The following is an 18,972-nucleotide window of genomic DNA, read 5'->3' on the forward strand; positions in this document are numbered from 1 at the left end:
TGCTGGTCGACACGCGGCGGTTGGCCGACAGTTTCCCCGCGGTGGACTACTTCGAGGAGGCGCGTCTGCCCTTCGTCGTCGGCGTCAACGGCTTCAACGGGGAGTACACCCACGGTGAGGGCGAACTGCGCGAGGCCCTGACGCTGTCGCCCCAGGTCCCGATCGTCCGCACCGACGCCCGCGACCGCGAGTCGGTCAAGAGCGCCCTGATCACCCTCGTCGAACACGCGCTGACCTCCCACGTGAGCGCGGTCCGGTGAGGACCGAACGGGCCGGACCGGCGATCTCGCCCCGTCGGCACGGGCGTGAAGGGCGTGCGGGCGGATAGTCTGGGGAGACTGATGGTTCACCGACCCGTCCACTCGCTTCGAGGCTGGCCAAACACGTGTTCGAGACGCTTTCCGACCGGCTGACTTCGGTCTTCTCCTCCCTTCGGTCCAAAGGCAGGCTTTCCGACGCCGACATCGACGCGACCTGCCGCGAGATCCGCATCGCGCTGCTTGAGGCGGATGTCGCGCTGCCGGTCGTGAAGGAATTCGTGGCCCGGGTCAAGGAGCGGGCCCGCGGCGTCGAGGTCTCCCAGGCGCTCAACCCCGCACAGCAGGTCGTGAAGATCGTCAACGACGAGCTCATCGAGGTGCTGGGCGGCGAGACGCGGCGACTGCGCTACGCCAAGACCCCGCCGACCGTGATCATGCTGGCCGGTCTCCAGGGCTCCGGTAAGACGACCCTGGCCGGCAAGCTCGCCAAGTGGCTGCGCGACCAGGGGCACGCTCCGCTGCTCGTCGCCTGCGACCTGCAGCGGCCCAACGCGGTGCAGCAGCTCGCCGTCATGGCCGAGCGGGCCGGGGTGGCGGTGTACGCCCCCGAGCCGGGCAACGGCGTGGGCGACCCCGTCGCGGTGGCCCGGCAGTCGCTGGACCACGCGCGCCGTCAGCAGCACGACGTGGTCGTCGTCGACACCGCCGGCCGCCTCGGCATCGACCAGGAGCTGATGAAGCAGGCCGCCGACATCCGCGACGCGGTCACGCCCGACGAGGTCCTGTTCGTGCTCGACGCCATGATCGGTCAGGACGCGGTGAGCACGGCTCGCGCGTTCATGGACGGCGTCGGCTTTGACGGCGTGGTGCTGACCAAGCTCGACGGCGACGCCCGAGGCGGCGCCGCCCTGTCGGTGCGGCACGTCACCGGCCGGCCGATCATGTTCGCCAGCACCGGTGAGAAGCTCGAGGACTTCGACGCCTTCCACCCCGACCGCATGGCGGGCCGGATCCTCGACATGGGTGACATCCTCACCCTGATCGAGCAGGCGCAGAAGACGTTCGACGAGCAGGAAGCCGCCAAGATGGCGGGCAAGCTCGTCTCCGGGGACGGCTTCACGCTGGAGGACTTCCTCGAGCAGATGATGATGGTCCGTCGCATGGGACCCATCAAGAACCTGCTCGGCATGATGCCGGGCATGGGGCAGATGCGCGATCAGCTCAACCAGGTCGACGACCGCGACCTGGACCGCATCGCGGCGATCATCCGCTCCATGACGCCCGGCGAGCGGCAGGAGCCGAAAATCATCAACGGCTCGCGCCGGGCCCGCATCGCCAAGGGCTCGGGCGTGACGGTCACCGAGGTGAACAACCTGGTGGTCCGCTTCTTCGAGGCGCAGAAGATGATGAAGCGGATGACCCAGGGCATGGGCATCCCGGGCATGCCCGGCGGGCGCAAGCAGAAGGCGCAGAAGCCCAAGAAGGGCCGCCGCGTCAGCGGCGACCCGCGCAAGGCCGCGCTCGGCAAGACCGGCGCGAACGCGTCGTCCTCGGACACTCCGAAGCCGCCCAAGGGCCTGCTCGGCAACCTCGGCGGCGGCCAGCTGCCTCCCGGCCTGGAGCTGCCGCCCGGCTTCGACCCGTCGAAGCTGAAGCTGCCCGGCCAGAACTGACGACCGGACCGCGCGCCCGCCGGTTGTCGGCGGGCGGCGCCGCGGTCGCGTCGTGTCCTGGGCCCCTCCGAGGCTGGCGTGGTGCCGTCAGAGGCTGGCGCCGTGCCCGTGGGCTCGCGCGGTGCCCGTCAGGGGCTCGCGCGGTGCCGTCAGAGGCTGGCGCCTGGGGCCATCGGCCTGGCGTCGATCCTGCCGTCGTCGCACACCGTCGCGGGGAACGGAACCTCCAGGTGCGCCACCTCGTCCGGCGGAATGATCATCAGCCGGGCCGAGGAGGGGCACCGGGTCTCGTGCCCGCTCGGCACCACGGTCCAGTGGAGCCGGGCATGGGCGCTCGCCCCGGGGCGCAGCGACACCCGATGCGGGGTGACGCTCTCGCGACGGGTGCGCGTGCGCAGCACGTCGCCCCGGCCGTCGATGAGGACGAGCCCGACGAAGCCGTACACCCAGCAGGTCTTGCCCGACGTGTTGGTAAGCACGAGCGGCGCGTAGCGGTTGCCCGCGCCCGGGTCCTGCCGTCCCACCCGGGCCCGCAGGCCCGTCGTACGGCACCGCTGGGAGGCGGCGCCCGTGCGTCGTGTGGCTGTGCTTTGTGTGGTCGTGCTTCCTGTGGCCGTGGTTCGCGCCGCGGCGCCGTACCGGGCGGACGCCGCGCTCGCGGCGGTGGCCCGTCCCGGGTCCGCGGCGGGCGGGGTCGCCGTGTGCGGGATCGTCGTGTGCGGGGTCGTCGTCCTGGCCGGGGGAGCGGCGGCCGCGGAGGGCGTGGTGCCCGTGCCGCAGCCGGCGGCCAGCAGGGCGAGGGCCGCCGCTGCGGCCGTGAGGGTACTGTTCGCAACTCGCATGACAAGTTTGACGGCCCGTACGCGCGATCAGTTCGCAGGCGCATTCCGGAGCCATGGGCGGATCCGTGCCGAAATCAGGGCGGGGTCGGGACCGTTCTTTGCGGAGCATGGGGAATCATCTGGCAGAATGTCAGGCTGGAACATCGTGACTACGCGGGTGCCCTCTCACCCCCGCCGGTCGCGCCTGTCCCTCGGGCGGGCTCCCATCGTGCCCCACTCGATGAGACACCGCTCACCCACGCTCTAATGCAGGAGAGACCACACCCGTGGCAGTCAAGATCAAGCTCAAGCGGCTCGGTATGATCCGCAACCCGCAGTACCGCATCGTCGTCGCCGACGCCCGGAACAAGCGGGACGGCCGCGCCATCGAGGAGATCGGCCTGTACCACCCGAAGGAGAACCCCTCGCGCATCGAGGTGAACTCCGAGCGGGTGCAGTACTGGCTGGGCGTCGGCGCGCAGCCGACCGACCCGGTCCTGAAGATCTTCAAGCTGACCGGCGACTGGCAGCAGTTCAAGGGCGAGCCCGCCCCCGCCACGCCGCTCCTGGTCGCCGAGCCCAAGCCGGACCGGCACGCGGCGTACGAGGCCGCGGCCAAGGAGTCGCTGTCGGGCGACGCCGCCGCCGCGGCCACCACGCCGAAGAAGGCCAAGAAGACCGTGAAGGCCGAAGAGACCACCGAGGCCCCGGCCGCGGAGGAGAAGTCGGAAGGCGAGGCCTGAGGTGCTCGAGGAGGTCCTCGAGCACTTGGTCAAGGGCATCGTCGAGCATCCGGATGACGTCCGGGTCCGCGCACGGCGCATTCGCACCGGGCGCGTTCTCGAGGTCCGGGTGCATCCCGACGACCTCGGCAAGGTCATCGGCCGCGGCGGCCGTACGGCGAAGGCGTTGCGCACCGTCGTGAACGCGTTGTCGAACGGCAAGTACGTGCGGATCGACCTGGTCGACCTGGAAGAGGCGCGCTGAGCCGAACGACGTGTCCGGGGGACCCCGCACCGGGGTCCCCCGGACGTGTTTTCCGGCTTCGAACCGACCTCTTCTGGGCGGTTCACGGTGAAAGACCGGTCTGGGCGGTGGCGTCCGGACCGTCGGGTAGAAGTCGCGGTGAAGCGGCAGCGGAGGTAGGCGACAAGTGCAGCTAGTCGTGGGCAGGATCGGCCGCCCGCACGGCGTGCGGGGCGAGGTCACGGTCGAGGTGCGCACCGACGAGCCCGATCTGCGCTTCGCTCCGGGGGTGACGCTGGTCACCGACCCGGCGCCGGCCGGTCCGCTGACGGTGGAGCGGGCCCGGTGGCACAAGGGCATCCTGCTGCTGACCCTGGCCGGTGTGGAGGGCAGGGAGGCGGCGGAGGCGCTGCGCGACACGCTGCTCGTCGTGGACTCCACGGACCTGCCGCCGATCGAGGACCCCGACGAGTTCCACGACCACGAACTGATCGGCCTGACGGTGGTCACCACCGAGGGCGAGCGCGTCGGCGAGGTCAGCGACGTCCTCCATCACGGACAGGACCTGCTCGTGGTGGCCCGTCCCTCCCGCGACGAGGCGTACGTCCCGTTCGTCAAGGCACTCGTGCCCGAGATCGACCTCGGCAAGGGAATCCTCGTCGTCGACGCACCGCCCGGCCTGCTCGACGCCGCAGAGGTGGAGTAGAGGCCGCAGATGCGCGTCGACATCATCTCGATCTTCCCGGAGTATTTCGCTCCGCTCGACGTCTCCCTCATGGGCAAGGCCCGCGAGCGCGGCATCCTCGACATCCACCTCCACCAGCTCCGCGACTGGACGCACGACGTCCATAACACCGTGGACGACACGCCGTACGGCGGGGGCCCCGGCATGGTGATGAAGCCGGAGGTCTGGGGTGAGGCCGTCGACGCGGTGATCGAGGACGGACGCGCCGCACGCGGGGAGGACGCGCTGCCCCGGCTGATCGTCCCCACGCCGAGCGGCCGGCCGTTCACCCAGGAAGTGGCGCTGGAGTACGCCGACGAGCCGTGGCTGCTGTTCGCCCCCGCTCGGTACGAGGGCATCGACTCCCGCGTCGTCGCCGAGTACGGCGAGCGTCTGCGCACCGACGAGGTCAGCATCGGCGACTACGTCTTAGCCGGGGGAGAGGCGGCCGTCCTGGTGATGGTCGAGGCCGTGGGGAGGCTGCTGCCGGGGGTCCTCGGCAACGCGCGTTCCGTCGCCGACGACTCCTTCGCGCCGGGGGCCATGGCCAACCTGCTGGAAGGCCCCGTCTACACCAAGCCCCCCGTCTGGCGTGGGCACGAGGTGCCGGAGGTCCTGCTGTCGGGTCATCACGGCAGGATCGCCCGGTGGCGGCGCGACGAGGCGTTGCGCCGCACGCTGGACCGGAGGCCGGAGCTGGTCGCCAGGCTGGACCGGGACGGCCTCGACAAGCACGACCGGCGCGTCATCGAGGAGTTCGAGGAACGTCTCGAGGAGCGCCGTTCCGCCGCCGAGTCTCACGCCGATTCTCACGCCGTGTTCCGCCCCGGGTTTCGCGCAGCGCCCGAAGATGTGGCAGACTGAATCGCTGCTGCCTACTTGGGTATGGCCGGGTGCGCCCGGCTGAATGTGGCAGACAAGACGTATCAAGCCAAGCACGCGTGTCCCCCTCGTCGCCGAGCCTCCAGGCCGGCCGGGTGGACCTCCGTGTGCCCATGTCAATGAGGAACCGCCGCCATGCACACGCAGATCCAGGAGATCGAGAAGGCTGCCCTTCGCAGCGACGTACCGGCCTTCCGCCCGGGTGACACGCTGGAGGTCCACGTCCGCGTCGTCGAGGGCAACCGGTCCCGCATCCAGGTGTTCAAGGGCTTCGTCCTGCGCCGCCAGGGCGGTGGCATCCGTGAGACGTTCACGGTCCGCAAGGTCAGCTACGGCGTCGGAGTCGAGCGCACCTTCCCGGTTCACAGCCCCGTAATCGAGAAGATCACCTTGGTGACCCGCGGCGACGTCCGCCGGGCCAAGCTGTACTACATGCGCGACCTGCGAGGAAAGGCCGCGCGCATTCGCGAGAAGCGCGAGGCGCAGCCGGCCGCCAAGTAAGGCTTTGGAGATCGTGGTCCGTGCCTCAGGCGCGGGCCACTTTCTTTTTGCCGGTGATGCGGTGTCCCCGGCGCTCGCCGTCACGGACATCATCTAGGCTCAGCAGCGATGACTAGCGAGGGACAGGGGCCGGGCACGCGTCGCCCTGCCGAGGACGGGGTGGACGTGGTCGCCGAAGACGTCAAGCAGAACGCCGAGGACGGAAAGAAGAAAGGCTCGTTCTGGCGGGAGTTGCCCGTCCTGATCGTGGTCGCCCTCGCTCTGGCCCTGCTGATCAAGTCCTTCGTGGTCCAGGCGTTCTACATCCCGTCCGAGTCGATGGAGGACACGCTTCTCATCAACGACCGGGTGCTGGTCAACAAGCTGGTCTACCACGTACGCGACATCGAGCGCGGCGACGTCGTCGTGTTCTCCGGCGTGGATTCCTGGGACCCCGAGGTGAAGCTCGAGGCGCCGTCCAACCCCATCGCGGCCGGGCTGCGCTGGCTCGGCACCGCGTTCGGGGTCGTGCCGGGGGAGAAGGACTACATCAAGCGGGTCATCGGCGTGCCGGGCGACAAGGTCAAATGCTGTGACGAGCAGGGCCGGGTCACGGTGAACGGCGTGCCGCTGAACGAGAAGTCGTACCTGTATCCCGGCGATGAGCCGTCCGGACGCGAGTTCGAGGTCACCGTCCCGCCGGACCGCCTGTGGGTGATGGGCGACCACCGCTCGGTTTCCTGGGATTCCCGCTTGCACATGGGCGACCCGGGCGGCGGCACCATTCCCGCCGACAAGGTGATCGGCCGCGCCTTCGTCATCGTCTGGCCGTTCAACCGGGCCAAGATCTTGCCGATTCCGGAGACGTTCGCGCAGCCGGCGCTCCAGGCGGCCCTGGGGACCGCTCCGTTCGTCGCGGGCTTCGCGGGGGCGCTGCCGCTGGTGGCCCTGCGCCGGCGCCTGGTGAGGCGACGGTAGGACGTGACAGAGCCGGAGGAGGCAGCCGTGGGAGAGTCCGACGAGAGTCGCTTAGGCACCGCCCGGCCGGTCGGCTCCGCCGGCGTTCCGGAGGAACCTGCTGAGCAGGTGGCCGTGAGTGAGGCGGGCGTGAGTGAGGCGGCCGCGGGCGGGGCAGGCGAGGGCGAGCGGGCCACCGCCGGGAAGAAGGCCCGGCCCGCGAAGAGGAAGGGCTCCGGCCTTCTTGAGACCCTCCTGTACGTGCTCGGCGGAGTCGTCGTCGCCCTGCTGGTTCACACCTTCCTGCTGCAGTCGTTCTACATCCCGTCGGAGTCGATGCAGAACACGCTGCTGGTCGACGACTACGTGGTGGTCAACAAGCTCGCGTACAAGCTCGGGCCGGTGGAGCGCGGCGACATCGTGGTCTTCAAGGGCTGGAACGGCGAGGACACGATCAAGCGAGTGATCGGGGTGGGCGGCGACCACGTGAAGTGCTGCGACGCCAAGCACCGCATCACCGTGAACGGGACCCCGCTGGATGAGGAGGGCAAGTACCTCTACCCCGGAGCCAAGCCCTCCGACCGAGAGTTCGACGTCAAGGTCCCCATGGGGCGGTTGTGGCTGATGGGCGACCACCGGAACAACTCGGCGGACTCGCGCTTCTACCCGGACGACGGGCACTACGGCACGATCTCCGAGGACGACGTCACCGGGCGGGCGTTCGTGCGCTACTGGCCGCTGAACCGGATCTCGTTGCTCTCCCGGCCCGACACTTTCTCCGCCGTACGCTGATCTCACCTGTGCCTTTGCCGTCGGCGGTGGTTCCGGCCGTATCGCTGGTCCCGAATGGGGCGTAATCTGCTTGTCGTCATGACAGCTGCCTATCGCCCGCGCCCGAGTGTCGTACGACGGGACTCCGGACTCTACGGCTACGAGCGGGCCCTGGCCCGGCGGGGGTTCACGCCGGTCGCCGGGGTGGACGAGGCCGGTCGCGGCGCCTGCGCCGGGCCGCTGGTCGTCGCCGCGGTCGTGCTGGGACGGGAGATCGACGGGCTGAACGACTCCAAGCTTCTGACCGAGGCCGTCCGCGAGCGCCTCTACGAGCGGATCACGGCGACGGCCCGGGCCGTGAGCGTGGTCGTGATTCCTCCCGAGGAGATCGACTCGCGCGGCCTGCACAAGTGCAACGTCGCGGGGATGCGGCGGGCCGTCGCCGGCCTGGGGCTCGTCCCCGGTTACGTCCTCGTGGACGGTTTCCCGGTGGCCGGGCTGCCCGCGCCGTCGCTGGCCGTGTGGAAGGGGGACCAGGTCGCCGCGTGCGTGGCGGCGGCCTCGATTGTGGCGAAGGTGTCGAGGGACCGGTTGATGCACGGGCTCGACGAGGTCTATCCGCAGTACGGCTTCGCCCTGCACAAGGGCTACGTCACCCTGGGCCATCGCAGGGCCCTGGCGCGGCATGGGCCGAGTCCCCACCATCGGTTCTCGTTCGTGACGGTGGCCAGGGTGACTCGTGGGACAAGGATCCCGGCGGGGAGCCTGTGGACGGGGCAGGATGAGGACATGCGCGAGAATGAGGTTGGGACCGGTGTCGTCTGAACGGGACGGCCTCGACAGTGGGATCCCGACGGGGAGCGGCAGAGGAGGACCGGGATGAGCGCGGAAGATCTCGAAAAGTATGAGACCGAGATGGAGCTGCAGCTCTACCGGGAGTACCGCGACGTGGTCGGCCTGTTCACCTACGTGGTCGAGACCGAGCGGCGCTTCTATCTCACCAACTCCGTCGATCTGGACGTCCGCACGGCCGAGAACGGCGATGTCTTCTTCGACGTCAAGATGCAGGACGCCTGGGTCTGGGACATGTATCGCCCGGCCCGCTTCGTGAAGAACGTGCGGGTTGTGACCTTCAAGGACGTCAACGTCGAGGAACTGGCCAAGCCCGACCTCGAGATGCCCAAGGAGGGCTTCTCGAGCTGATCGTGCGCGGCCTTGTCCCCAGAACGGCGTTCGGCCGCTCTGCGTGAGCCTCGGGGGCGCATCGTCGTGGCATGCGTCTCATTGCCTACGTGCTCGTACTGGTCCTGGTGACCATGGCTCTCGCCCGGTGGCCATCCGGCGCCGTCCGGCTCGTGGCCGCCACAGGCACCGTGGCACCGTACGCGGCCACGAGCACGAGGGCGCCCCGGGCTGTGCGGGTCTTGGCCCACCGGCCCACCGATCCGTTGCCGTCGGGCGCGTCCCGGCCCGCGAACGCATTGCCGGTCGCGGCGCCCCGAATCGCGGACGCATTGTCGGCGGGGGAGACCCGGTTCGAGGGCGCCAGGACGTTCGGATCGGCTCGGTCCATCGAACCGATAGACGGATCACCGGCCGGCCCGGACCTGGCTGAGGAGGCCGTTCCGTACCGGGTTGAGCAGGCCGTGCCGGTGGGAATGGCCCGCGCTCGCGGGAACGCGCAGCGGGTGGGGCCGGACGGGTCGACCGCGCCGGTCGCGCCGGACGGGTCGGATGGGTCGGTCGCGCCGGACATGACGGGGCCGCGTGGAGACGCGTCCGGCTGGCGGTGGCCGCTTGCCATGCCCGCACGTCCGATCAGGGGCTTCGATCCGCCCCCACAGCGGTGGCTCGCCGGCCACAGAGGCGTGGACCTGGCCGTGCGGCCCGGAGAGAAGGTCATGGCCACAGGACCGGGAGTCGTCGGCCTGGCGGAGCGGGTCGCAGGCCGGGGTGTCGTGACCATCTCCCACTCCGAAGGCCTGCGCACCACCTACCTGCCGGTCCGCGCCCTGGTCCGGCCGGGCGACGTCGTCGCGGCCGGTCAGGTCATCGGCATCGTCGAGGAGGACGCCGTCGCTCACTGCACCACTGTCTGCCTGCACTGGGGACTCTTGCGCGGACGTCTCTACCTTGACCCGCTCCTCCTGTTCGGCCGAGGGCAGGTCCGCCTTCTGCCCCGCTGGCGCGTCGGCGAGGCCCGCCGGCCGTCGTGACGACCGAGAGGCGTCACAGCAGGCTCCTGACAGCAGGGTCGTGACAGCAGGCCGTGACAGCAGGGTCGTCAGTGCTGAGGCGGCGTGACAGGCGGGCCCTCCTGGTCCGGGCGGGGCCTGATGATGGCGCCGCCTGGCTGTGTCGCTCACGTGTGGTGCTCAGCCGCTTGGACACGATGCTCAGGCGTCGCGCTCCACCGCTTAGGCACGGTGCTCAGGCGTTGCGCCCCGCTGCTAGGGCGCCGGGCTCAGGCGTGGCGGCGCTCCACCGCTCCGGCATGGTGCTTACCCGTCGCGTTCAGCCGCTTGGGCACCGTGCTCAGGCATGCCGCTCAGGCGCGGTGCTCGGAGGCGGTTCTCAGCCGTTTTCCGTCAGGCGCGGGGATGCGCCTGACGGTAGGCGGCCCGCAACCGCTCGATGGACACGTGCGTGTAGATCTGTGTGGTGGCCAGAGAGGCGTGCCCGAGCATCTCCTGCACAGATCGCAGGTCGGCCCCGCCTTCGAGCAGATGGGTGGCGGCGGTATGGCGCAGCCCGTGCGGGCCCATGTCGGGCGTCCCCTCGACATGGGCCAGACGGGCATGCACGACACGCCGGACAGTGCCCTGGTCGATCCGGCCTCCGCGAACGCCGAGGAAGAGCGCGGGGCCGCTTCCTTCGCGGATCCACAGGGGCCTGCCCCGCACGCACCAGGCGTCCAGGGCCTGAAGGGCGGGCAGTCCGAAGGGAACCGTCCGCTCCTTGCGTCCCTTGCCCAGCACGCGGACCGTCCGGCGGTCTCGGTCCACGTCGTCCACGTCGAGGCCGCACAACTCGCCCACCCGCATGCCGGTCGCGTACAGCAGCTCCAGCATCGCCCGATCACGCAGGTCCCTCGCGTCGCCCGGCCCCTGCGTGGACAGGACGGCCTCGGCCTCAGTCTGGTCCAGCACCTTCGGCAGCCGGCGTTCGGCCTTCGCCGTGCCGAGGAGCAGCCCGGGGTCACTCGTCAGCCATCCCCGTCGGTGGCAGAAGGCGGTGAAGACCCGGGCGCAGGCGGAACGGCGGGCCAGTGTCGCCCTCGATCGTCCGGCCTGGTGCTGGTCCCCCAGCCAGTCACGCAGGAGGGTGACGTCAAGAGCGGATACGTCGTCGTGCCCGGCGGCCTTCATGTGCGCGAACAGCGAGGAGATGTCTCCGAGATAGGCCCTCAGCGTGTGCGGCGACAGGTCCCGTTCGAGACGCAGATGTCGCTCGAACTGCTCGATGACGGTGTCGAACTCCCCGAGTCCCTGCCCTTCGCCCGCTGCCACGACGTCGTCCTTCCCTCTCGCCTCCGGCTCGATGCGGGCGGCGCCGACGTCGCCCGCGGGTGAGCCTGAGCCTGGTGGCTCTCGTTGTCGCGATCGCGCGACGACGAGGATCCTCCGTGCCCCGTTGGGCCGTGCCTTACCGCGCCCTGTCTTATCGCGCCTTGCCTGACTGCACCCTGCCTGATTGCACCCTGTCTTATCGCGTCCTGCCCTGATTGCACCCTGCCTGATTGCGCCGTGTCCCGCTGCGCGCTGGCTCATTGCGTGTCGTCCATGGCACCCTGTCCCACGCCATGATGACGCGCGCTGCCCTCAGCGGCGCGCGGCGGGCCGCAGCCGCCACCCTCGGTCCACGTTCTCGACGAACCCCGCTGCGGCCAGAGCGCCGAGGCAGGCGAGCGCCGTCCCGATGTCCACACCGGCGGCGACGGCGATCACGGCGGGACCTGTGGCGCCCCGTGCGGGGATCGCTTCGAGCACACGCCTGGTCTCGTCGTTGAGCCCGTCCCGAGGTTGCACGGGCCCGCGTTGCTCAGGCGCGAGGTCGTCACCGATGGAACCGACCAACTCGATGATCTCCTCGGCCGAGGTGACGCAGACGGCCTTGCCCTGACGGATCAGGACGTGGCAGCCCGCGGAGACCTCTGTGGTGATGGGACCGGGCACGGCCATCAGCTGCCGGTTCAGGCTCCAGGCATGAGTGGCCGTGTTGAGCGCACCGCTGCGGGCGGCGGCCTGCACGACGACGGTCCCTCGGGACAAAGCGGCGATCACCCGATTGCGGATGAGGAACCGCAGCCGGGTGGGGTGCGCGCCCGGCGGCCACTCACTGATCACCACGCCCTGCCGGCGCACGGCATGGAACAGGTCCTCGTGCGCGCTGGGGTAGCACACGTCCGTCCCGCAGGCGAGCACGACGACCGTCGGCGTTCCGGACGCCAGCGCGCCCCGGTGGGCGGCGCCGTCGATCCCGTAGGCGCCACCGCTGATCACCGTCCACCCGCGCCCGCCGAGACTCATGGCGAACTCGGCCGCCACGGTCGTGCCGTACGCGGTCGCGGCCCTGGCCCCGACCACGGAGACCGAGCGCAGGCAGGAGAAACGCAGGTTCGCCTGCCCGTCCGCCCACAGTCCGAAGGGCCTTCCGTCCCCGAGGTCGTCGAGCTGGGTGGGCCATTCGACGTCATTTGGAACAACGAGCCGCGCTCCTCGCCGCATGCCCTGCGCCAGGTCGCCTGCCGGGTCGGTGTAGCGGGCCGCCCAGGCGGCCGCATGGCGGCCGAGATCCAAGTGGCGCCTGGAAGCCTCGGCGCGGTCCTTCTCATCACGCGCGAAGCCCGGGTCGAGCACGCCGCGTCTCGCCTGCTCCATCGCGTCCACCGGACCATAGCGGGCGATCAACCGGCCCATCACCGCGTCGCCTGCCTCGGCCATTCGCATGATCGCCACGCGGGCCAGCCGGTCCGCCCTTCCGGGACCGGTCGCCTCATCGGCGTCCCCAGCCGGGCCGCAGGGGCCTGCCGTTTGCGAGATACCGGTCGGCGCGTCGCCGGTGGTGGAGAACTCAGTCGCTTCCATCAATCCACTCCGAGCCACAGTGCGAGGGCCGCCGACGTCTCGGCCTGGCCCGGACGGTCCTTGCAGGTGAGATCCGCGATCGTCCAAGAGATGCGGAGCACGCGATCCAGACCGCGTGCGCTGAGCGTGCCCACGTCGAGACCTCGATGGAGCGGGGCCATCGCGGCGTCGGGCAGGCGGAAATCACGGTGCAGCGCGGATGACGACACCTCCGCGTTGGTACGCCAGGGAGTGCCGGCCAACCGCCGGGCGGCCCGCTCGCGCGCAAGCCTCACCCGCTCGGCCACGGTCGCACTGGTCTCCACGAAGTGGCGGTCTGCGAGCAACTCGGCGCGGGTGGCCCGGCCGATCTTCACCTTCACGTCGACGCGGTCCAGCAGCGGCCCGGAGAGCCGGTCGAGATAGCGGCGCCGTCCCGCAGGGGTGCACTTGCAGGGGTGTCCAACCGTTCCCTGCAGGCCGCACGGACACGGATTGGCCGCCAGGACGAGCATGAACCGCGCGGGAAACGTGACCGCACCGACAGCTCGCGCGATGGTCACCGTGCCCGACTCGAGGGGTTGTCGCAGGGAGTCGAGCACGGTCGTCGCGAACTCCGGCGCCTCGTCGAGGAAGAGCACGCCCCGGTGCGCGAGCGACACCGTTCCGGGCCGTACGACGCCTCCGCTGCCACCGCCCACGACGGCCGCCATCGTGGCGCTGTGATGCGGTGCCATGAAAGGGGGCCGGGTGAGCAGCGGACGCCCCGGCGGCAGCGTTCCCACCACCGAATGGATGGCCGACACCTCCAGGGCCGACTTCTGGTCGAGCGGCGGCAGCAGGGTCGGCAGGCGCTCGGCGAGCATTGTCTTGCCGCTCCCCGGTGGTCCCAGCATCCAGAGGTTGTGCCCTCCGGCGGCGCACACCTCCAGCGCCTTCCGGCCCATCGGCTGCCCGGCCACGTCGCACAGGTCGGGCCCCGGCGTGGCCCGGCCGCCGCCGTGCGGTCCGAATGGACGCGACGCGTCTTCGACGCGCCGACCGTGCTCGCCGTGTCCGGCGTGCCCCGGGTGTCCGGGGCGCTCTCCGTGCTCGGCGTGTTCACCGTGCTCGGTGTGTTCAAAGTGCTCGGCTCGCTCGGTGTGGTCATCGTGCTCGGCGTGCTCGGCGTCCTGCGACAGCGAGGCGGCGTCCGCCACCACCGGAAGCCGATGCAGGTCGCCCGAGCGCAGCCATCCCACCAGTTCGGCGAGAGTGGCGACGGGAACCACGGTGAGGTCGGGTACGAGAGCGGCCTCGGCGGCGTTGAGCGCGGGAACCACGACTGTGCGCACCCCCGCCTCAGCGGCGGCGAGCGCGGCGGGCAGCACGCCTCTGATCGGCCGGACCCGCCCGTCGAGACCGAGCTCGCCGAGGAACGTCGGCGCCGCGATCCGCTGCGCGGGCACGGCGCCGGCCGCGCCGAGCACCGCGATCGCGATGGCCAAGTCGAAGATCGAGCCTCGCTTGGGCAAGGTGGCCGGGAACAGGCTCACGGTGACGCGTGCGTCGGGCCAGGCGAACCTGCTGTTGATCAGCGCGGACCTCACTCGTCCCCGGGCTTCGCTGATCGCGGTGTCGAGAAGCCCGATGAAGTGTGTTCCGGCGATGCCGGGGCCCACATCGGCTTCGACCTCCACGAGGCGTCCGGTGACGCCCACGAGGCCGACGCAATGGGTCCGGGCGACGGGCATCTCACACCACCCCGCGTTCGTGCCTGAGCGAGAAGTCGCCGGCGAATCGCTCGAGCGCGATCACGTCGATTCGTATGGTGTCGAAACGCTCCGCGTGCAGGGCCAGCCATCTGACGGCCAGCGTCCGCAGGCGCAGCAGTTTCTCGCCGGTCACCGCCTCGAACGCGGTGCCGTGGCTCCGCCCGGAGCGGGTCTTCACCTCCACGATCACCAGCGTGTTGCCGTCACGGGCGACGATGTCGATCTCGCCCTCCGCGCAGCGCCAGTTGCGGTCGAGTATGTGCATGCCCTTCGCCGTGAGAAAGGTCACTGCGAGTTGTTCGCCCTGCTTGCCCAGCCGATCCTTGGCCGCCATGGGACCACCTCCGCCGCAGACACTCGCCGAAGCGGCCCCCGGCCCGTGCCACCGAACCTGTTTCTGTGGAAAAGCCCGCCGCACGATTCGCCGGCTGTGGACGGGCGGGGGAAATCGCAGGTGGGCCCGGCGAGAAGGCTCTTGTCGTCCACAGCCGAGGCCGGGAGAGGAAGCGGGAGACCGGTCTGGGGGCAGACTGCGACCGGCATGGATACTTGCCCCGGTTCCCAGGAGGCGGCTGCGCCGTCATGGAGCACGCCGCCGGGCATCGGGCGCCGCAGGGCATCTGCAGTGAGGAGCCGGCAGTGACCGTGAAACTGATCAGACAATTGGGTGCGGGGGCCGGCGTCGCCCTGCCCGAGGTCCGGGTCATCGGCGAGGACCCCGTCCTGCCGTCCGTCTTCCCCCTCGGCACGATGGCCGCGGCCTCGGCAGGCGCCCTGGCCGCCGCCGTCGCGGCGTACGCCGCCCGTGCTGGGCAGGGCGGTGTGGAAGGGCCCGGCGGTGGGCCGCACACGCACGGCGATCTCGGCGCTCCGGATGTGACGATCGACGTCCGGCACGCCGCCGTGGCCTTCCAGAGCGAGAGGCATTTCCGCGCCGACGGGAAGGCCATGGACGTCTGGGCCGCGCTGTCGGGGGACTATCGCGCCTCGGACGGCTGGATCCGGCTCCACTGCAACTTCGATCATCACCGTGATGCCGCCGTGCGCGCGCTCGGACTGCCGCCCGGCTCGGGCAGGCAGGACGTCGGCAGGGCGTGCGCCGGTCGCAGGGCGGTGGAGATCGAGGAGGCGGTGATTCGCGAGGGCGGCTGCGCGGCGGCCATGCGGAGCAGGGCCGAATGGCTCGCACACCCCCAGGCGCGGGCGCTGGCCGGTGTTCCTCCCGTCGGCGTCTTCCGGCTGCCCGGCGGAGACGGCCGGGCGAGCGGGACCGGACGCGGCGGGACCGGGCGCGGCGAAACCCGCGGCGGGGCCGACAGCGGCGAGAACTGCCGCGGGGACGGCCGCGCGCGGGCAGGTCAGATGTTCGGCGGCCCCGGCGGCGGGCTTCCGGCAGGGGCGGAGCGGCCACTCGGCGGCGTGCGGGTGCTCGACCTGACCCGCGTGATCGCCGGGCCGGTGGCCGCACGGGCGCTCGCGGCGTACGGGGCGGACGTGCTGCGCGTGGGCGCCGCACATCTGCCCGAGGTGCCGGGGCTCGTGGTGGAGACGGCGTTCGGCAAGCGATCGTGCCACATCGACCTGCGTTCCGAGGCGGACAAGCTGCGGGAGCTGGTCCGTCAGGCCGACGTGGTCATCCAGGCGTACCGGCCCGGGGCCCTGCGGGCCAGGGGCTTCGGACCGGACGACCTCGCCGTCCTGCGGCCCGGCATCGTCTGCGTCGACATCTCCGCGTACGGCACCAGCGGGCCATGGGCCTCAAGGAGGGGATTCGACAGCCTCGTCCAGATGGCATGCGGGATCGCCCACGAGAACGGCGACGGCCTGCGGCCGAGCCCGTTGCCCGCGCAGGCTCTCGATCACGGCACCGGCTACCTGGCCGCGTTCGGCGCGGTCGCGGCGCTGCTCCGGCGGGCGGCCGAAGGCGGCTCGTGGCGCGTCGAGGTGTCGTTGGCGAGGACCGCGGCGTGGCTCGACGATCTCGGCAGGATCGACGGGGCGGGGGTGCGGCAGCCGCGGGTGGAGGATCTGCTGGCGACGATGGACAGCCCCTTCGGCACGCTCACCTATGTGACCCCGCCCGGTGCCATCGACGGGAGGCGGCCACACTGGACGAGCCCGCCGCCCCGCCAGGGGGAGCACCCCGCGGCATGGGCTCCGCCCTCCTGATGACAACGGTCCCCTTTGACACAACCGCCGCCCGCCGCCTGCCGGGTCCGGCCGTCGCGATGCCTGGAAGGCACGCGCGGTAGAGCACGGGGAGGTGGTGGGACGGTGGCCGGCGGGGTCGGCGGCGCGGTGGCCGGCGGGGTGACTGGCGGGGTCGGCGGCGCGGTGGTCGGCGGGGTCGGCGGCGGTGTGACGCGGCGGTGTGACGGCGTGCTGATCCGGCAAGGGTCAACTGAAGGGGCGGATCCGGGTAGACTGTTCGACGGCCTGCTAGGCGGGCCGAATTCGCACGCCCACTCACGAGCCGCTTCTCGGTCCGGACCGTGTCCGGTGAAAGCGGCCCGGGGCGTCAGGGCGCGGGCAAGACGCCCGCGTGACCAACCGAGACCGTGCCCGAGGGCACACGACCATGGAGGACCATGACCATGGCCCCAGTCGTCACGATGCGGCAGCTGCTGGAGAGCGGCGTCCACTTCGGCCACCAGACACGCCGGTGGAACCCGAAGATGAAGCGCTTCATCTTCACGGAGCGCAACGGCATCTACATCATCGACCTGCAGAAGTCGCTGTCGTTCATCGACCGTGCCTACGACTTCGTGAAGGAGACCGTCGCGCACGGCGGCACCATCATGTTCATCGGCACGAAGAAGCAGGCGCAGGAGTCGATCGTCGAGCAGGCGTCGCGCGTCGGCATGCCGTACGTGAACCAGCGCTGGCTGGGCGGCATGCTCACCAACTTCTCGACCGTGCACAAGAGGCTCCAGCGGCTGAAGGAGCTCGAGGAGCTCGACTTCGACAACGTGGCCGGCTCCGGGCTCACCAAGAAGGAGCTCCTGATGCGCCGCCGCGAGAAGGAGAAGCTGGAGCGCACCCTCGGCGGTATCCGTGACATGGCCCGTGTCCCGAGCGCGGTCTGGGTCGTGGACACCAAGAAGGAGCACATCGCGATCAACGAGGCCAAGAAGCTCGGCATCCCGGTCGTCGCGATCCTGGACACCAACTGTGACCCGGACGAGGTCGACTACCCGATCCCGGGTAACGACGACGCCATCCGCGCCGTCAGCCTCCTCACCCGCGTGATCGCCGACGCCGTCGCCGACGGCCTCATGACCCGTGCGGGCGCCGGTCGCGGTGACGAGAAGCCCGCGGGTGTCGCCGCCGCCGAGCCGCTGGCCGAGTGGGAGCGTGAGCTCCTGGAGGGTGGCGAGGCCGCTCCGGCCGCCGAGGCCCCCGCCGCCGAGGTCGCGGAGGCTCCGGCTGCTGAGGCTCCGGCCGCCGAGGTCGAGGAGGCTCCGGCCGCCGAGACCGCCGAGGCTCCGGCCACCGACGCTCCGGCTGCTGAGGCTCCGGCCGCCGAGCAGGGCGAGCAGGCCTGACGAACGGCCACGGATCCCCGCCGGGCGCGGCGCCTCAGGCCGGCCGCGACGGCGGGGAATCTCCCAGGCAGCGACCTGGTTCCGGTGCGGTAGGGCGACGCCCGCCGCGCTGAGGGCTTCACCGGGTGGGCACTCGGCACGGGTGCCCACCCCCCAGACGATTCGCATCCGGGTCCCGAAGAGGAATTGGACAATGGCTTCCGTAAACATGGCCGACGTCAAGCGGCTTCGCGAGCTGACCGCCGCCGGCATGATGGACTGCAAGAAGGCGCTCGAGGAGTCCGAGGGCGACTTGGACAAGGCCGTCGACATCCTGCGCCTGAAGGGCGCCAAGGACGTCGGCAAGCGCGAGGCCCGCACCGCGTCGAACGGCCTGGTCGCCGTCAAGCACGAGGGCGACTCCCTCGCGGCGCTGCTTGAGCTCAACTGCGAGACCGACTTCGTCGCCAAGAACGAGCGGTTCCAGGAGCTCGCCGCCGACATCGTCGGGCACATCGTCGCGACCAAGCCCGCGGACGTGCCGACCCTGCTCGAGTCCGAGCTGAACGGCAAGAGCGTCAAGGAGCTGCTCGACATGGCCAACGCGGCGCTCGGCGAGAAGGTCGAGATCCGCCGGTTCGCGCTGCTGGAGGGTGGCTTCATCACCTCCTACATGCACAAGACCGACCCGCAGCTCCCGCCGGCCGTGGGCGTGCTCGTGCAGCTCGACACGCCGAACGCCGAGGTCGCCAAGGACATCGCCCAGCACGCCGCCGCGATGGCGCCCAAGTACCTCAGCCCCGCCGAGGTGCCCGCCGAGGTCATCGAGAAGGAGCGGTCGCTGTTCGAGCAGATGACCCGCGAGGAGGGCAAGCCCGAGGCCGCCATCCCGAAGATCGTCGACGGTCGGGTCAACGGCTGGTACAAGGACTTCACCCTGCTGGAGCAGGCGTTCGTGAAGGACAACAAGAAGACGATCGCGAAGGTCGCGGACGAGGCCGGCGTCAAGGTCCTGGCCTTCACCCGCTACAAGGTCGGCCAGGCTTAGGCTTACAGCCAGGAGCTTTTCGACCAGCGCTACATCGAGGAGGCCG

At 70.7% G+C, this 18,972-nt stretch carries 19 protein-coding genes and 1 pseudogene; 15 read left to right on the forward strand and 5 right to left on the reverse strand.

Features of this window, described 5'->3' with window-relative positions; translation table 11 throughout:
• Positions 1-260, forward strand: a pseudogene (locus tag ACGFIB_RS36040) (ATP-binding protein); the annotation flags it as partial.
• Between the two features lie 125 nt (positions 261-385).
• On the forward strand, positions 386-1,933 hold the full coding sequence (ffh, locus tag ACGFIB_RS36045; protein ID WP_142575765.1) for a signal recognition particle protein: 1,548 nt from the start codon (positions 386-388) through the stop codon (positions 1,931-1,933).
• 149 nt (positions 1,934-2,082) lie between these two features.
• Here the strand turns inward: ffh and ACGFIB_RS36050 are convergent, their stop codons facing one another.
• Positions 2,083-2,775 carry a DUF4232 domain-containing protein gene (locus ACGFIB_RS36050; RefSeq protein ID WP_393377915.1) on the reverse strand — a complete coding sequence of 231 codons (693 nt, stop codon included), beginning with the start codon at positions 2,773-2,775 and terminating at the stop codon, positions 2,083-2,085.
• A 266-nt stretch (positions 2,776-3,041) separates the two neighbouring features.
• Between ACGFIB_RS36050 and rpsP the strand changes: the two genes are divergently transcribed.
• From rpsP to ACGFIB_RS36100, 10 genes are all read left to right on the forward strand, one after another.
• Positions 3,042-3,497 (forward strand): 30S ribosomal protein S16, encoded by a 456-nt coding sequence (gene rpsP, locus ACGFIB_RS36055; RefSeq protein ID WP_142575767.1) that lies wholly within the window; start codon positions 3,042-3,044, stop codon positions 3,495-3,497.
• Between the two features lies 1 nt (position 3,498).
• Positions 3,499-3,741 (forward strand): RNA-binding protein, encoded by a 243-nt coding sequence (locus ACGFIB_RS36060; protein ID WP_142575768.1) that lies wholly within the window; start codon positions 3,499-3,501, stop codon positions 3,739-3,741.
• 166 nt (positions 3,742-3,907) lie between these two features.
• Positions 3,908-4,426 carry a ribosome maturation factor RimM gene (gene rimM / locus ACGFIB_RS36065; protein ID WP_142575769.1) on the forward strand — a complete coding sequence of 173 codons (519 nt, stop codon included), beginning with the start codon at positions 3,908-3,910 and terminating at the stop codon, positions 4,424-4,426.
• A 9-nt stretch (positions 4,427-4,435) separates the two neighbouring features.
• Positions 4,436-5,308 carry a tRNA (guanosine(37)-N1)-methyltransferase TrmD gene (gene trmD, locus ACGFIB_RS36070; RefSeq protein ID WP_393377918.1) on the forward strand — a complete coding sequence of 291 codons (873 nt, stop codon included), beginning with the start codon at positions 4,436-4,438 and terminating at the stop codon, positions 5,306-5,308.
• A 153-nt stretch (positions 5,309-5,461) separates the two neighbouring features.
• Positions 5,462-5,827: a 50S ribosomal protein L19 gene (gene rplS, locus ACGFIB_RS36075; protein WP_142575771.1), complete on the forward strand. Its 366-nt coding sequence runs from the start codon at positions 5,462-5,464 to the stop codon at positions 5,825-5,827.
• A 108-nt stretch (positions 5,828-5,935) separates the two neighbouring features.
• The gene (lepB, locus tag ACGFIB_RS36080) at positions 5,936-6,784 is read left to right on the forward strand and encodes a signal peptidase I (RefSeq protein WP_142575772.1); all 849 of its coding nucleotides are present in this window, start codon (positions 5,936-5,938) and stop codon (positions 6,782-6,784) included.
• Positions 6,785-6,811: 27 nt separating this feature from the next.
• Positions 6,812-7,555: a signal peptidase I gene (gene lepB / locus ACGFIB_RS36085; RefSeq protein ID WP_357252729.1), complete on the forward strand. Its 744-nt coding sequence runs from the start codon at positions 6,812-6,814 to the stop codon at positions 7,553-7,555.
• 78 nt (positions 7,556-7,633) lie between these two features.
• Entirely contained in the window at positions 7,634-8,359 is a 726-nt protein-coding gene (locus ACGFIB_RS36090; protein ID WP_142575773.1) for a ribonuclease HII, read from the forward strand.
• Positions 8,360-8,413: 54 nt separating this feature from the next.
• Positions 8,414-8,737, forward strand: coding sequence for a DUF2469 domain-containing protein (locus ACGFIB_RS36095; protein ID WP_030511723.1), 324 nt, complete (start codon positions 8,414-8,416; stop codon positions 8,735-8,737).
• A 71-nt stretch (positions 8,738-8,808) separates the two neighbouring features.
• A complete protein-coding gene (locus ACGFIB_RS36100) occupies positions 8,809-9,750 on the forward strand; it encodes a peptidoglycan DD-metalloendopeptidase family protein (RefSeq protein ID WP_393377922.1) in 942 nt (313 codons plus the stop codon).
• A 372-nt stretch (positions 9,751-10,122) separates the two neighbouring features.
• Here ACGFIB_RS36100 and ACGFIB_RS36105 read toward each other — a convergent pair whose 3' ends face one another.
• The 4 genes from ACGFIB_RS36105 to ACGFIB_RS36120 form a co-directional block, all read right to left on the reverse strand.
• On the reverse strand, positions 10,123-11,043 hold the full coding sequence (locus ACGFIB_RS36105) for a tyrosine recombinase XerC (RefSeq protein WP_393377925.1): 921 nt from the start codon (positions 11,041-11,043) through the stop codon (positions 10,123-10,125).
• Positions 11,044-11,355: 312 nt separating this feature from the next.
• Entirely contained in the window at positions 11,356-12,621 is a 1,266-nt protein-coding gene (gene dprA, locus ACGFIB_RS36110; RefSeq protein WP_393377927.1) for a DNA-processing protein DprA, read from the reverse strand.
• On the reverse strand, positions 12,621-14,333 hold the full coding sequence (locus ACGFIB_RS36115; protein WP_393377929.1) for a YifB family Mg chelatase-like AAA ATPase: 1,713 nt from the start codon (positions 14,331-14,333) through the stop codon (positions 12,621-12,623). Before ACGFIB_RS36115 ends, dprA begins: the two co-directional genes overlap by 1 nt.
• 1 nt (position 14,334) lies before the next feature.
• Positions 14,335-14,688, reverse strand: a complete 354-nt coding sequence (locus ACGFIB_RS36120) for a YraN family protein (RefSeq protein ID WP_191055069.1) — start codon at positions 14,686-14,688, stop codon at positions 14,335-14,337.
• Between the two features lie 305 nt (positions 14,689-14,993).
• Here ACGFIB_RS36120 and ACGFIB_RS36125 point away from each other — a divergent pair, with 305 nt between their 5' ends.
• The 3 genes from ACGFIB_RS36125 (at position 14,994) to tsf (ending at position 18,926) form a co-directional block, all read left to right on the forward strand.
• Complete coding sequence (locus tag ACGFIB_RS36125; protein ID WP_393377930.1) at positions 14,994-16,523, forward strand: CoA transferase; 1,530 nt, start codon at positions 14,994-14,996, stop codon at positions 16,521-16,523.
• Positions 16,524-16,948: 425 nt separating this feature from the next.
• Positions 16,949-17,899, forward strand: a complete 951-nt coding sequence (gene rpsB, locus ACGFIB_RS36130) for a 30S ribosomal protein S2 (protein WP_142575813.1) — start codon at positions 16,949-16,951, stop codon at positions 17,897-17,899.
• A gap of 193 nt (positions 17,900-18,092) precedes the next feature.
• The gene (gene tsf, locus ACGFIB_RS36135; RefSeq protein WP_357252714.1) at positions 18,093-18,926 is read left to right on the forward strand and encodes a translation elongation factor Ts; all 834 of its coding nucleotides are present in this window, start codon (positions 18,093-18,095) and stop codon (positions 18,924-18,926) included.
• Positions 18,927-18,972 lie beyond the last annotated feature (46 nt).

The organism is Microbispora bryophytorum, assembly GCF_043197435.1.
GTDB classification, from domain to species: domain Bacteria; phylum Actinomycetota; class Actinomycetes; order Streptosporangiales; family Streptosporangiaceae; genus Microbispora; species Microbispora bryophytorum.